This window comes from Actinomadura sp. KC06 (assembly GCF_004348735.1).
Taxonomy (GTDB): Bacteria; Actinomycetota; Actinomycetes; order Streptosporangiales; family Streptosporangiaceae; genus Spirillospora.
Genome location: NZ_SMKT01000028.1, coordinates 16,250 through 29,960, shown reverse-complemented (window position 1 = coordinate 29,960; position 13,711 = coordinate 16,250). Strand labels below are relative to the sequence as shown.

Genomic DNA, 13,711 nt, shown 5'->3' with positions numbered 1-13,711 from the left:
ATCAGGCGGACGACGTGATTCGGCAGGCGACGTGACCCCGCGCACGACCGCACCGGGGGCACCGGGCGGAGGGGCCGCGCAGACCGTGCGGGGCGGGCCGGCCGGGCAGACCGTGCAGGGCGTGCCGCCCGAGCCGTCCCTCGCCGACCCCTGCGCCGAGCGGGAGCCGGCGGGGGAGCGGCTGCACGGCGGCTCGGCCGCGCCCCCGGCGCTGGACGTGTTCCTGTCCGGCCGGGTCTTCATGGACATGATCTTCACCGGGCTGCCGGGGCTGCCGCCGCCCGGCACCGAGATCGTCACCGACGGGCTCGGCTCCGCGCCCGGCGGCGTCGCGAACATCGCCGTCGCGATGAGCCGGCTCGGCCTGCGGGTCGGGCTGGCCGCGGAGTTCGGCGACGACATGTTCGGCGCCTACCTGTGGCGGACGCTCGCCGAGCAGGAGGGCGTCGACCTCGGCCTGTCCCGGCGGGTGCCGGGCTGGCCGACGCCGGTGACGGTGTCGATGGCCTACGACTCCGACCGCAGCATGGTGACGTACTCGCGCCCCGTCCCGGGCCCACCGGACGGCCCGCCGGGCGGGACGCCGGGCATGCCGCCGCCGTCCGCGCGGGCGTGCTTCGTCGACGTCGACCAGCCGCTGCCGCCGTGGGCCGCCGCGATGCGCGCGTCCGGCACGCTCGTCTTCGGCGACCTCGGCTGGGACCAGACCGGCGCCTGGCCCGCCGAGGTCCTCGACCGCCTCGACCACGTCGACGTGTTCCTCCCGAACGCCGCCGAGGCCATGGCCTACACGCGCACGGGCACCCCGTCCGACGCCGCCGAGGCCCTCGCCGAGCGCGTGCCCGTGGTCGTCGTCAAGCGCGGCGGCGACGGCGCCATCGCCGTCGACTCGGCGGCGGGGGAGCGGGCCGAGGTCCCCGCCCTGCCGGTCGAGGCGCTCGACCCGACCGGCGCGGGCGACGTGTTCGCCGCCGGGTTCGTGTTCGCGACCCTCGCCGGGCTCCCGCTCGCCGAGCGGCTCCGGTTCGCCAACCTGTGCGCCGGGCTGTCGGTGCGGCACCACAGCGGCTCGCTCGGCTCGCCCTGCTGGGGCGAGATCGCCGCGTTCGGCGAGTCCGGCGAGGTGCCCGACGCGGTGCTGGCCGACTACGCGTTCGTGATCCCGTTCATCCCGGACGCGGCCGACGAAACGGCCGAGACGGTCGTCCGCGCCGAGCCCACCCTCCGCAAGGAGCGGTAGAAGCATCGGCGCATGCGACCGCAGCGCCACGATCACAAAGCCGCACGGTCTCAGCGACCCGCATCGTGGCGTGAGGATCGACCGGCTCGCGACGGGGGTTCCAGGGGTCGCCCCCTGGGCTAGCCGGCGAGGCCGGTGCGGTACTCCTGCGGGCTGACGCCGTGCTCCCGCTTGAACGCGGTGCTCAGCGCGAACGCGTTGCCGTAGCCGACCTGCCGCGCCACCGACTCCAGCGTCGCGTCGCTTTCCCGCAGCAGGTCGGCGGCCTGCGCGAGGCGGATCCCGGTCAGGTATGACATGGGCGGCTCGCCGATCAGCTTCGCGAACCGCTGCGCCAGCGCCGCGCGCGACACCCCGACCTGGGACGCCAGGTCGGCGACCGTCCACGGGTGGGACAGGTCGTCGTGCAGGAGCCGCAGCGCCGGGCCGACCACGGTGTCGCCGTGCGCGCGGTACCAGCCGGGCGTCTCGGCGTCCGGGCGGGAGAACCAGGCGCGGAGCGTCGCGATGAGCAGCAGGTCGAGCAGCCGGTCGAGGACGACGTCCTGCCCGGGCTCGTCCTTGCCGATCTCCTCGCCGAGCACGTCGACGAGCGGCGACTTCCACGTGTCGCCGCGCACGATCGCGATCGGCGGCAGCGCGGACAGCAGCCGCTGCGTCACCGCGCCGCGCATCTGGTACGCGCCGATCAGCATGACCGCCGAGCCGTCCGGGTCGTTGCCCCAGGCGCGGACACCGAGGTCCATCGCCTCGGACATGCTCGTCCCGTCGGGGGTGCTGCAGCGCTGCCCGGGGTGGATGATGATCTGCGGTTCGGTCGCCGGGTCGTCGCCGACCGTGTACGGGTCGGGGCCCCGGAAGATCACCATGTCGCCGGGCGAGACACGCTGGGGCTCGCCGCGGTCCGGGATCACCCACGCGTCGTCGCGCACCATGGACATCAGCGTGATCGGCGCCTCGTCCTGGATCCGGACGGACCAGGGCGGGCTCAGCGACGCGCGGAGCATGAACGCTCCCCGCGCCCGCGGGCCGTCGAGGAGGTCGGTGAGCGCGTCCATGGGACCAGCGTAGACGCTCGCGTATGCGGGCGAGCTTCTCAACGATGGTGGCCGGGACCGGCCGGCTGTTGACTTAAGGGCATGACGAACAACGCGCAGAACATCATCGAGAACGGCCTCACCCTCGTCCTCGGCGGGACCGGCAAGACCGGCCGCCGCGTGGTCGAGCGGCTGGAGGCGCTGGACGTCCCGGTCCGCATGGGCTCGCGGTCGGCGTCCCCGGCCTTCGACTGGACGGACGAGTCCACCTGGGCGCCCGTGCTGCAGGGCGTCGAGAAGGTCTACCTGTCGTACTACCCGGACCTGGCCGCGCCCGGCGCGGTCGACGCCGTCCGCTCGTTCACGGCCGCCGCGGCCGGCGCGGGCGTCCGGCACGTGGTCCTGCTGTCGGGACGCGGGGAGGACGAGGCGCAGGAATGCGAGCGGATCGTCCAGGCGTCCGGCGTCGCGTGGACGGTCGTGCGGGCGAGCTGGTTCGCGCAGAACTTCAGCGAGGACTACCTCCTCGACCCCGTCCGGGAGGGCGAGGTCGTCCTCCCGGCGGGCGACGTCCCGGAGCCGTTCGTGGACGCCGACGACATCGCCGACGTCGCCGTCGCGGCCCTCACCCGCGACGGGCACGCCGGCGAGGTCTACGAGGTGACCGGCCCCCGCGCCCTGACCTTCGCCGACGCCGTCGCCGAGATCGGCCGCGCCGCCGGACGCGACATCGCGTTCGTCTCCGTCCCCGTGGAGGACTACGCGGCCGCGCTCAAGCACCAGGGCCTTCCCGACGACCTCATCGAGTTCCTCACCTACCTGTTCGGCACCGTCCTGGACGGCCGCAACGCGCAGCCCACCGACGGGGTCCGGCGGGCGCTCGGCCGCGAGCCGAACGACTTCGCCGACTTCGCCCGGAACACCGCGGCCAGCGGCATCTGGTCCAGCTGACCATCCGCAGCTTGAGAAGAAATGGAGCACGACGATGCAATCCGCACTCGCCGCCGTCGCGGCGACCCTCGCCATCATCATGGCCGCCGGCATGGCCGGGACGTTCTTCGGCTTCTCCACCAGCGTGATGCCGGGCCTGGACGCCGCGCGGCCCGCCTCGGCGATCGACGCCTTCAAGGGCATGGACCAGAAGATCCAGAACCCGCTGTTCATCTCCATGTTCGTGCTGCTCCCGGTGGCGGCGATCGCGGCCGGGGTGCTGCTGCTGACGCTCGACGAGAACTCGGCGGCCGTCCTGTTCTTCGTCGCGGCGGGCGTGTACTTCGTGGGCGCGTTCGTCCCGACCATCGCGGTCAACATCCCGATGAACAAGGCCCTGGAGGCGGTGTCGATCCCGCAGGACGCGTCCGAGGCGGCGAAGATCTGGTCGGACCACTCCGGCCGCTGGACGACCTGGAACACCGTCCGCACCGTGTTCAGCTGGGCGAGCCTCCTGGCGATGAGCCTCGGCGTCTACCACTGGGGCAAGAACAACTGACACCGAACGCACCAAGGAAACGCGGCCCGCGCTCCACCCGGAGCGGGGCCGCGTTGTCGTTCCGCCCGTCCCGCGCTAGGGAACGAGCAGTCCCCAGTAGACCGCCCAAGGGACGAACACCACGCCCGCCGTGACCAGCAGCCCCAGCCGTACGCGCTCGCCCGCCGGGACGGTCGCGGCGTCCCGCCGCCATGCCACCGCCGTCGCGATCCCGGCCGCGACGGCCGCGACGGCGAGCGCCTGGAGCACCAGCCACGGCAGCGGCCTGCCCGCCAGGACGGGTCCCGGGTCCGGCGTCCGTCCGGCGGCCATGAGATAGAAGATGTAGAAGAGCAGGCCGACCGCCGAGGTCAGCCCCGCTCCGGCGAGCAGCCGCGCCCACCGGCTCACCGGACGCACCGCCCGCCCGCGGAGCCGCCGCACCAGCGCCACCAGCGGATAGGCCGTGAACGCGACGATGAACAGCGCGAACGCCGCGAGCTGCATCCACCACGACGCCCACCACGGCGACGGCGAGATCTCCACGCTCGCGTAGTCCTGCTCGGTCGGCGTCGCGGCGTCGGCGACCGGCGGCCGTCCGCTCGTCACGTCGCGGACCCAGGTGCCGACGAGGTCGGCGTATCCGGGAGCGAGCGCCTCGCCGCGCGTGACGCCGCCGTCCGGGGTGGTGTGCGCGGCGTGGTCGGCGTCCGCGAAGAAGCGGAACGTGTAACGGGTGTTTCCGCCGCGACGGAGAGCCTGCGCGAACAGCGGCGGGTTGTCCTCGGGCGGGGTCTGGAGGTCGCGTCCGCCCCACACGCCGAGCAGCGGCTGCCGGACCCGTTCCAGAACGCCCTGCGCGTCGAAGAACGCCTCGGCGAACAGGCCCGCGTCCGCTCCGAACCGCGCGAAGTTGCGCTTGCCGTGGTCGATGAGCGAGCCGGAGACGCCCGCCCGGCGCAGCGCGGACGTCTCGTTCCAGACCTGCTGCCGCATCGGCGTCATGGCGTTGCCCCCGACGACGATCACGAACGCGACGTCCGCCGACCGGGACGCGGCGAGCGGCGCCACCCAGCCGCCCTCGCTGAGCCCCCACAGCCCGACCTTCGCGGGATCCACGCCGGGACGGGCGCGCAGCGCGCCCACGGCCCCGAGCGCGTCGTCCGCGAGTTCGGAGTAGGAGCGGCGGAAGTTCGAGTAGCCCTCGGACCTCTTGTCGTAGATCAGGACGGCGAGGCCCCGCCGCGCGAACTCCGTCGCCTCCGTCAGCAGATGCTCGCGCGGCACGCCCGCACCGGACCCGGTGACGAGCACCACACCCGGCACCGGCCGGGCGGCCTTCGCCGGCGCCAGCACCGTGCCGTGGAGGGTGAGGCCGCCGAACCCCTTGAAGCTCACATCGGCGGAGGTCAGCCCCGGCGGCGCCGGAATCGGACCGGACGCCGAGGCCGGGGCGCTGCCCAGCAGGGCGCAGACGACGAGTGCCAGCGCGACCGTGATTGCTCTCTTCATACCGAGCACCGTAGATTGCAGAGAAAGCTCTGCAAAGAGTTCTCTGCAAAGATACCTCTGTAGTACTAGACTGCTCCTCATGAAGGACGATGCGGAGCCCGTCATCCTGGACGACCCGGGACGGATCAAGGCGCTGAGCCATCCGCTGCGCCGCCGGATCCTGCACCGGCTGCGCGCGCACGGCCCGGCGACGTCCACCACGATCGGCGAGGTGCTCGGCGCCAACACCGGCACGACCAGCTACCACCTGCGGCAGCTGGAGAAGTACGGGTTCATCGAGGAGATCCCCGAGCGGTCCGCCGGGCGGGAGCGCTGGTGGCGCCCCGCCGAGACCCCGCGCGACCTGCGGCTGCCCGCCCCGGAGACCGTCGCCCCGGAGGACCGGGCCGTCCTGGACGAGCTGATCCGCGTCGGGCACGCCGAGGACCTGGAGCTGTTCCGCCGCCTGCCCGCCGAGTACGAGCGCGACCGCGCCTGGGCGCTGCTGTCGCGCGGCTTCGCGCACATGACCGAGGAGGGCCTCGCCGAGTTCTTCGAGGCCTACATCCGGCTCCTGCACGAGCACGGCCACCGCCGAGAGGACGCGCCGCCGGGCGCCCGCCCGGTGCACATCCGGCTCTTCACGCTTCCCGCCGACGGGGACTGAGCCCGCGCGCGACGGCCTACGATCTTTGGATGAGCAGTGTCCACGCCATCAGCGACTTGCACGTCGGGTTCGCCGAGAACCGCGAGTTCGTCGAGGGGCTGTGGCCCGCGTCCGGCGACGACTGGCTGATCGTGGCCGGCGACGTCGCGGAATACGTCTCCGACGTCGAGTGGACGCTCAGAACTCTGCGCGAACGCTACGCCACCGTCATCTGGACGCCCGGCAACCACGAACTCTGGACCGTCAAGAACGACCCGGTGCAGCTGCGCGGCGAGGCCCGCTATCGCGCGCTCGTCGACATGTGCCGCAGCATCGGCGTGCTGACCCCCGAGGACCCGTACCCCGTGTGGGACGGCGACGGCGGCCCCGTCACGATCGCGCCGCTGTTCCTCCTGTACGACTACACGTTCCGGCCGGAGGGGACGTCCAGCAAGGAAGAGGCCCTGAGGGTCGCGCAGGAGGCGGGCGTCGTCTGCACCGACGAGGTCTACCTGCACCCGGACCCGCACCCCACGCGCGACGCCTGGTGCGACGCGCGCCTCGCCTACACCGAGAAGCGCCTGTCGGCCCTCGAACCCGGGACGCGGACGGTGCTGGTCAACCACTGGCCGCTCGTCCGCGAACCCACCCGCGTGCTGTGGTACCCGGAGTTCGCCCAGTGGTGCGGCACCGAGCGGACCGCCGACTGGCACACCCGGTTCGGCGCGGTGTCGGTCGTCTACGGGCACCTCCACATCCCCCGGACGATCTGGACCGGCGACGTCCCGCACATCGAGGTGTCGGTCGGCTACCCCCGCGAATGGCGCAAGCGGGAGGGCGGCGCGCCGCGCGGCCCCCGCCGCATCCTGCCCGTACCGGAGACCACCTGACCGAGTGGGTCCTCGCCCCGACGCCCCTGACGCCCTGACGCCCTGACGCCCCCGGACGGCCTAGTCGCCGCGGGCGCTCTTGCCGGGGGCCAGGCCGGTGGCGGCGAGGGCCAGCAGCCGGTCGGCCGCCTGCGGGTCGCGCTCGGTGACCATCGCGATCGCGCCCGCGAGCCTGAGCGCGTCGGCGAACACGGCGTCCGCGGCCACGTCCCCGGCGTCCTGCGCGCGCCGGAACAGCGCCTCGCCCGCGTCGCGCACCGCCCGGCGCGGCCCGGACGGCTCGGGCCGCTCGTCTCGCAGTGACACCACGGCCGCCGCCGCCATTCCGGGGAACGCTGTGATCCGCACGATGAACGCGCGCAGCCACGTCGTGAGCGCCTCGCCGGGCGCGGGGGAGACGAGGAGCTCGCGCCCCGTCGCGGCCAGCCCGTCGTAGACGTCGGCGAGCAGCGCCTCCAGGAGGTCCTGGCGCGTCGGGAAGTGCCGGTAGAGCGTCCCGATGCCGACGCCCGCGAGCCGTGCGACGCCCTCCAGGGAGGCGCCTGCCCCGTCCCGCTCGAACATCTCCCCGGCCGCGGCGAGCAGCCGGGCGCGGTTGCGGCGGACGTCGGCGCGCACCGCCCGAGGCGGGCCGGGCCTCGGAATATCGTCGCTGGTCACCTGAGTCGTCGGTCCTTCCCGGCGGGTCGGCGGGCCCGCGGCGATCCGGGGGATCCGCGGCTTTGGAACGGTCCCTCGATCTTAGCCGCGCGCCGTCCGCGGCGAGGCGGCGACCTCTGCGAGTGACGAGGAGGCCCGCCGCGGCGGGCCTCCCGTCGTCGCACGGGACCGCGTCAGGTCTTGCCGGGGGAGAGCGGCAGGTAGACGCGCCCGCCCGCGGCCTTGAACTCGTCCGCCTTCTCGCGCATCCCCGCCGAGAGCGCCTCCTCCTCGGCCAGGCCGTGCTCGTCGGCGTACCGGCGGACGTCCCGCGTGATCTTCATGGAGCAGAAGTGCGGCCCGCACATAGAGCAGAAGTGCGCCGTCTTCGCCGGGGCGGCCGGGAGCGTGGCGTCGTGGAACGCGCGGGCGGTGTCCGGGTCGAGGGACAGGTTGAACTGGTCCTCCCACCGGAAGTCGAACCGGGCGTCCGACAGCGCGTCGTCCCACGCCTGCGCGCCCGGATGGCCCTTCGCCAGGTCGGCGGCGTGCGCGGCGATCTTGTAGGCGATGACGCCGGCCTTGACGTCGTCGCGGTCCGGCAGCCCGAGATGCTCCTTCGGCGTGACGTAGCAGAGCATCGCGGTGCCGTACCAGCCGATCATCGCCGCGCCGATCGCCGAGGTGATGTGGTCGTAGCCGGGCGCGATGTCGGTGGTCAGCGGCCCGAGCGTGTAGAACGGCGCGCCGTCGCACCACTCCTGCTGCAGGTCGACGTTCTCCTTGATCTTGTGCATCGGGACGTGGCCAGGTCCCTCGTTCATCACCTGGTTGCCGTACTCGGCGGCGATCTTGGTCAGCTCGCCCTGGGTGCGCAGCTCGGCGAACTGGGCCTCGTCGTTGGCGTCGGCGATCGAGCCGGGGCGCAGGCCGTCCCCGAGCGACCACGTGATGTCGTACGCGGCGAAGATCTCGCACAGCTCCCGGAACCGCGTGTACAGGAAGTTCTCCTCATGGTGCGCCAGGCACCACGCCGCCATGATCGACCCGCCGCGGGACACGATCCCGGTCTTGCGCCGCGCCGTCAGCGGCACGTACGACAGCAGCACCCCGGCGTGGACGGTCATGTAGTCCACGCCCTGCTCGGCCTGCTCGATCACCGTGTCGCGGAACACGTCGAAGGTCAGCTCCGCGGGGTCGCCGCCGACCTTCTCCACCGCCTGGTACAGCGGGACGGTCCCGACCGGCACCGGCGAGTGCCGCAGGATCCACTCGCGCGTGGTGTGGATGTCCCGGCCCGTCGACAGGTCCATGATCGTGTCGGCGCCCCAGCGGGTCGCCCACGTCATCTTCTCGACCTCGTCCTCGATGGACGACGCCACCGCCGAGTTCCCGATGTTCGCGTTCACCTTCACCAGGAAGTTCCGCCCGATGACCATCGGCTCGATCTCGGGATGGTTGACGTTGGCGGGCAGCACGGCGCGTCCGGCGGCCAGCTCGTCCCGGACGAACTCCGGCGCCACGCCCTCGCGCAGCGCCGCGAACTCCATCTCCGGCGTGATCTCCCCGCGCCGCGCGTAGGCGCGCTGCGTCACCGCGCCGCCGGTCGCGCGGCGCGGCCGCCGCGGCAGGAAACCCTCCTGCAGCGGCGGCGGCTGGAGCGGCGCCTTGCGGCCGTCGTCCTCGGGGCGGACGGCACGGCCCTCGTACGGCGCCGTGTCGCCGCGCCCGGCGATCCACGGCTCCCGCAGCGCGGGCAGCCCCCGGCGGACGTCGGTCTCCTGCGCCGGATCGGTGTACGGCCCGGACGTGTCGTACAGGACGACGGTGTCGCCGCTGGTCAGCGGCACCTCCCGCATCGGGACGCGGATGTCGGGGCGCGAGCCCCGCAGGTACGTCTTGCGGGCGGCTGGAACCAAAGGTTCGGTCATGACGACTCGATCTCTCCCTACGCCGGCATTACCCGGTCAGGTTCATGCGGTCAGCGGCCGTCTCAGCCGCTATCTCAGCCCGGTTCGCCGGACCCCCGCGATCTGTCGTGCTCGACGCTAACCCGGCCCACCCCCGTTGCGGCAACCGCCGTCCATGGGATAAGGCCGCGTCGGCGGGCGGTGTCAGGAGGACTGGCGCGCGAGCCGCACCACCATCGGCAGCGCCAGGGTGAGGGTGCGCAGCTGGTCCGGGGCGGACCGCGAGCGCTCCAGCCACATGCGGCTGTCGTCGGCGCCGGTCTTCGTCCTCAGCGACGCGGACTCGCGCCCGTCCACGCCGGTGACGACGTGGCGGTCGCCGTGCCGCCGGGTGGTGCCGAGGAGCGTCCCTCCGGCCGAGTGGAAGGACGGCTCCCGCAGGCCGTTGACCGTGCCGATGTGCCGGCCGTCCGCGTCGAACACCCGCATGCGGCCCCCGCCCGTCAGCCGGGACGTCTTCTTGAAGGCGAGCAGCCTGCCCGCGTGGGGGTCGCGCAGCACGATCGTCCGGCGGCCCCGGTCGGGGTTGCGGCGGAAGCGGGCCGGGCCGGGCCCGCGCCTGGCGAGCCGCCCGCAGGCGACGGCGATGAGCGCGCCGCCGCCCTGGTCGCGATAGCGGCCGGTGCCGTCTACCAGGAGGCGGTCGGCCTTGGACAGCGCGTCCGCCCGGGGCCGCTCGACCTCTTCGCCCTTGTCGTCGAGGACGCGCCAGGACGCGCCGAGGCTCTCGGTCGCGGCGGCGCGCACGGCCGGAAGCCACCCGGCGGGGAGCGTCCGGTCCCGGTGCAGCGTGGCCGCGTCGCCGTCGACCTTCGCAAGAGCGCTGACGTCCGGTGCCGCCTCGGTGTCGAACCAGACCGTCAAGACGGGGTCGGAGACCGGCCAGACGATGCCGACCGCGCGCACGGCGTCCGCCGGGATGACCGCCTGCCTCTTGGCGCGGCGCAGGACGAGCCCCTTCTCCCCAACGGTCACGACCAGGCGGTTACGGAAGATCACCAGGGCCCAGATGATCGCGGCCAGGGCGATGAGCGCCCCGCCGCCGCCGTAGACGGCGATGACCCGGCGGGCGTCCCCGGACTCCCACGCCGCGCTGCCGCCGGTGCGCGTGGACAGCGAGACGAGCAGGCCGACCGCGAGTGCGGCGAGGCCCACCCGGAACGGCCATCGGTAGGCGCCCCGGCCGAGCGTGATCCGGAGGTCCGGCAGGGAGCGGGTCGGGGGAGGGACGGACACGGTCAGCCCTTCGTGATGGAGTTTGCAGAACTATAGGGCGGGACGACCCCCTTCATCCCGGCCGTTCAGCAGGTCGAGTGGAAGAGCCCGCGGGGGCGGTGTGCGGTGTTCGGAGGGTTCGGAGAAAATGGACGCGTGCTGACGGCCCCCAGACGCGGTGTGACACCGGGCGACGCCCTGTTCGCGGCGCTGCTGGCGTGCGTCGCGGTCGCGGTCGCGGTGATGTGGCCCGGCGTCCGGGACCTGGACGCGGCCGGGACTCTCCTGCTGGTGGCCGCGCACGCGCCGCTCGCGGTGATGCGGCGGTGGCCGACGCCGGGGCTGGTGGCCCTGCTGATGCTGGCGCTGCCGTACCACCTGGCGCAGTACCAGCATCACGCGCTGGTGCCCGCCGAGGTGATCGCGCTGTTCGCGTACGCGGTGCTCGGCCGCCGGGTCCGGGGCGTGCTCACCGTGGCGGGCGCCCTGCTGTTCGTGTGCGTGATCGGGATGGCGCTGCAGGCGGGCGGCAAGTCCCTGCGCGAGCAGATCGCGGTCATCGAGGCCGTGATCTCCGTCGTGATCGCCGTCCAGGTGTGGCGGGTGCACCGGGCGCGGCTGGCGACGATCACCGAGCGGGCCGAGCGGGCGGAGCGGACGCGGGAGGAGGAGGCGCGGCGGCGCGTCGCCGAGGAGCGGCTGCGGATCGCCCGCGACCTGCACGACCTCCTCGCGCACAGCATCACGGTCATCGGCGTCCAGGCCGGGGCGGCGGCGCACCTCGTCCGCGGGGACCGGCCGCTCGACCGGAAGGAGCTGGCGGAGGCGCTCACGTCGATCGCCGACACCTGCCGGGACGCCCGGACGGAGCTGCGCGGCACCCTGCAGGTCCTGCGCGGGACCGATGTCGAGACGTCCGGGCGGCTGCCGGGCCCGGACGGGATCGCCGACCTCGCGCAGGCCGCGCGCGCCGCCGGGATCGAGGTCGACCTCGACGACGCGGACGCGGGGCCCCTGCCGCCGGAGGTCGGCGTCGCGGCGTACCGGATCGTCCAGGAGGCGCTGACCAACGTCGTCAAGCACGCGGGGGCGGAGCGCGTCGCGGTGACCCTGTCCCGGGACGGCGGCGGGCTCGTCGTGCGGGTGGCCGACGACGGGACGGGACCGTCCGGCGGGACGCCGGGCGGCTTCGGGATCCTCGGGATGATCGAGCGGGCGCGGAGCGTCGGCGGCACCCTGGACGCGGGTCCCGGCGACGGCGGCGGGTTCGTCGTCACCGCAGTCCTCCCGGTCGCGGACGTCGTCACCCCGCAGTAGCGGCCGGTCCTCAGGGGACGCTGACGGACGCGAGGATCTGGTCCATGTCCCCCTGGGCGGCGAAGGCGCTCGGGACGGACACCAGAAGGATCCCCGGCGGGCGGCCGTCCCCCCGGTTCCGGTCGACGATCAGAAGCGCCATCGTGTCGCTGGTGACCGGCCAGCCGTTGGCCTTGGCCTGCGGGAAGTCGAAACGCACCTTCTCCAGCCAGGCCTTGCCCCCGCCACCCACGTCGAGGGGACCGGACTTGAGCGGCCTCTCGACGTGCTCGGCGGTGAACAGCTCTTTGGTGACGCGGGTCTTCACCCGGGCCGCGAGGGCGCCGAGGTCCTGGGGCCCGGTGTAGCCGCGGTTCTCGTCGGCCCTGGGCAGCCCGGCCAGCGAGGTCGCGTTGAAGGTCGAGTCGCCGTTGCGCTGCGGCAGCGGAGAGATCTGGCCGCTGGTGAACATGCCGGGTCTCGTCCAGGCCCCTCCCGCCGTCACCCACGGCGCGCCCAGGCGGGCGTAGGAGAACCCGGCCCGCGGGTCGTCGAACCGCCCCGCCACCGCCGAGACCGGCTGCTTCTGCTGGGTCGCGGACGGCGACGCGGAAGGCCGGCCCGACCCTTTGTCGCCGTCCCGGATCAGCGTCAGGACGACCCCGGTCACCAGCAGCGCCAGACCGGCGGCGAACGCGACGCCGCCGAGAATCCACCGGGCCCGCGACCCGGACCGGCGCGGCGGCGGAGACAGGGGAGCGGTCGCGGGACGGTGCTCGTACGGCCCCGGCGGCGGCCCCGCCGGAGGCAGGCCGCCTGGACGCGTCAGGCCCTGCGGGGCGGGGTTGTCGTGCTCGGTCGGCTGCGCGGCGCCCGCGCCCGGGCCCATCGCCGTGGCCATCGCGAGGACGGCCGGGGGCAGCCAGCCGTCGCCCGCCGCGCCCGCGCAGCGCTCCAGCACGTCGGCCAGGGCGGGACGGTCCGCGGGGTCCTTCGCCAGGCACGCCGCGACCAGGTCGCGCAGTTCGGCGGGGACCCGGCCCAGGTCGGGCTCCTCCCGGACGATCCGGTACAGCACCGCCTGGGCCTGGCCGTGGCCGAACGGGGCCGAGCCGGTGGACGCGAACGCCAGCACCGACCCGAGCGCGAACACGTCCGCGGCGGGCCCGATGTCCCGGTCCCCGCGGGCCTGCTCGGGCGACATGTACGCGACCGTCCCGGTGATCGCCCCGGTCGCGGTGCCGGACGCGCTCTCCAGCGCCCGGACGATCCCGAAGTCGATCACCCGCGGCCCGTCCGGGGCCAGGATCACGTTGCCGGGCTTGAGGTCGCGGTGCACCAGCCCGCAGGAGTGGACGGCCGTCAGCCCCTCCGCCAGGCCCGCCCCGAGGACGCGCACCGCGCGGGCGGGCAGCGGCCCCTGCTCGTCCACGGCCGCTTGCAGCGACGGGCCCGGCACGTAGGCGGTGACGAGCCACGGCCGGTCCGCGTCCGGGTCGGCGTCGACGACCTGCGCGGTGAAGAACCCGCCGACCCGGCGGGCCGCCTCGACCTCGGCCGCGAACCGGCGCCGGAACAGCGGGTCGTCGCCGTACTCGGGGCGGACGAGCTTCACCGCCACCGGCCGCCCGCCGGGGGAGCGGCCGAGGTACACCTGGCCCATGCCGCCGCCGCCCAGCCGCGCGGACAGCACGTATCCGCCGACGGCGCGCGGGTCGTCAGCCTTGAGGGGATCCAACGCGACGCCCTTTCTGATCGTTTCGGTGAAGAAGACGCCGCGGGGGCGGTCTTTGTTGGCGGCGGTTCTGCCATGAAGGGC

Annotated in this window: 12 protein-coding genes and 1 riboswitch; of the genes, 6 read left to right on the top strand and 6 right to left on the bottom strand. The window is 74.0% G+C overall.

Translation table 11 applies throughout. From position 1 onward, the window contains the following. The first annotated feature begins 85 nt into the window (after positions 1–85). Complete coding sequence (locus tag E1287_RS12080; protein ID WP_165968970.1) at positions 86–1,240, top strand: carbohydrate kinase family protein; 1,155 nt, start codon at positions 86–88, stop codon at positions 1,238–1,240. 119 nt (positions 1,241–1,359) lie between these two features. On the opposite strand, the gene E1287_RS12075 is transcribed toward E1287_RS12080, so the two are convergent. Continuing rightward, positions 1,360–2,298 (bottom strand): AraC family transcriptional regulator, encoded by a 939-nt coding sequence (locus E1287_RS12075; protein WP_131964981.1) that lies wholly within the window; start codon positions 2,296–2,298, stop codon positions 1,360–1,362. A gap of 81 nt (positions 2,299–2,379) precedes the next feature. Here E1287_RS12075 and E1287_RS12070 point away from each other — a divergent pair, with 81 nt between their 5' ends. Together E1287_RS12070 and E1287_RS12065 are read left to right on the top strand one after the other, a co-directional pair. Next, positions 2,380–3,228 (top strand): NAD(P)H-binding protein, encoded by an 849-nt coding sequence (locus tag E1287_RS12070; RefSeq protein ID WP_131964980.1) that lies wholly within the window; start codon positions 2,380–2,382, stop codon positions 3,226–3,228. Between the two features lie 34 nt (positions 3,229–3,262). After that, positions 3,263–3,766: an anthrone oxygenase family protein gene (locus tag E1287_RS12065; RefSeq protein WP_131964979.1), complete on the top strand. Its 504-nt coding sequence runs from the start codon at positions 3,263–3,265 to the stop codon at positions 3,764–3,766. A 75-nt stretch (positions 3,767–3,841) separates the two neighbouring features. Here the strand turns inward: E1287_RS12065 and E1287_RS12060 are convergent, their stop codons facing one another. Further along, complete coding sequence (locus E1287_RS12060) at positions 3,842–5,257, bottom strand: prolyl oligopeptidase family serine peptidase (RefSeq protein WP_207934156.1); 1,416 nt, start codon at positions 5,255–5,257, stop codon at positions 3,842–3,844. A 79-nt stretch (positions 5,258–5,336) separates the two neighbouring features. Between E1287_RS12060 and E1287_RS12055 the strand changes: the two genes are divergently transcribed. Both E1287_RS12055 and E1287_RS12050 read left to right on the top strand, forming a co-directional pair. After that, positions 5,337–5,903, top strand: coding sequence for a helix-turn-helix domain-containing protein (locus E1287_RS12055; protein ID WP_131964978.1), 567 nt, complete (start codon positions 5,337–5,339; stop codon positions 5,901–5,903). A gap of 29 nt (positions 5,904–5,932) precedes the next feature. Continuing rightward, positions 5,933–6,772 carry a metallophosphoesterase gene (locus tag E1287_RS12050; protein WP_131964977.1) on the top strand — a complete coding sequence of 280 codons (840 nt, stop codon included), beginning with the start codon at positions 5,933–5,935 and terminating at the stop codon, positions 6,770–6,772. A gap of 60 nt (positions 6,773–6,832) precedes the next feature. Here E1287_RS12050 and E1287_RS12045 read toward each other — a convergent pair whose 3' ends face one another. The 3 genes from E1287_RS12045 to E1287_RS12035 all read right to left on the bottom strand — a co-directional run bounded on the left by E1287_RS12045 (position 6,833) and on the right by E1287_RS12035 (position 10,617). Next, on the bottom strand, positions 6,833–7,432 hold the full coding sequence (locus E1287_RS12045) for a TetR/AcrR family transcriptional regulator (RefSeq protein ID WP_243718886.1): 600 nt from the start codon (positions 7,430–7,432) through the stop codon (positions 6,833–6,835). A gap of 173 nt (positions 7,433–7,605) precedes the next feature. Continuing rightward, entirely contained in the window at positions 7,606–9,342 is a 1,737-nt protein-coding gene (thiC, locus tag E1287_RS12040) for a phosphomethylpyrimidine synthase ThiC (protein ID WP_131964976.1), read from the bottom strand. Continuing rightward, positions 9,338–9,451: riboswitch (TPP riboswitch) on the bottom strand. It overlaps the preceding gene by 5 nt. A 74-nt stretch (positions 9,452–9,525) precedes the next feature. Beyond that, positions 9,526–10,617, bottom strand: a complete 1,092-nt coding sequence (locus E1287_RS12035) for a hypothetical protein (protein WP_131964975.1) — start codon at positions 10,615–10,617, stop codon at positions 9,526–9,528. A gap of 135 nt (positions 10,618–10,752) precedes the next feature. On the opposite strand from E1287_RS12035, the gene E1287_RS12030 reads away from it, so the two are divergent. Then, positions 10,753–11,913 carry a histidine kinase gene (locus E1287_RS12030; RefSeq protein WP_131964974.1) on the top strand — a complete coding sequence of 387 codons (1,161 nt, stop codon included), beginning with the start codon at positions 10,753–10,755 and terminating at the stop codon, positions 11,911–11,913. Positions 11,914–11,923: 10 nt separating this feature from the next. On the opposite strand, the gene E1287_RS44650 is transcribed toward E1287_RS12030, so the two are convergent. Next, positions 11,924–13,630 (bottom strand): serine/threonine-protein kinase, encoded by a 1,707-nt coding sequence (locus E1287_RS44650; RefSeq protein ID WP_207934155.1) that lies wholly within the window; start codon positions 13,628–13,630, stop codon positions 11,924–11,926. Positions 13,631–13,711: the final 81 nt, after the last annotated feature.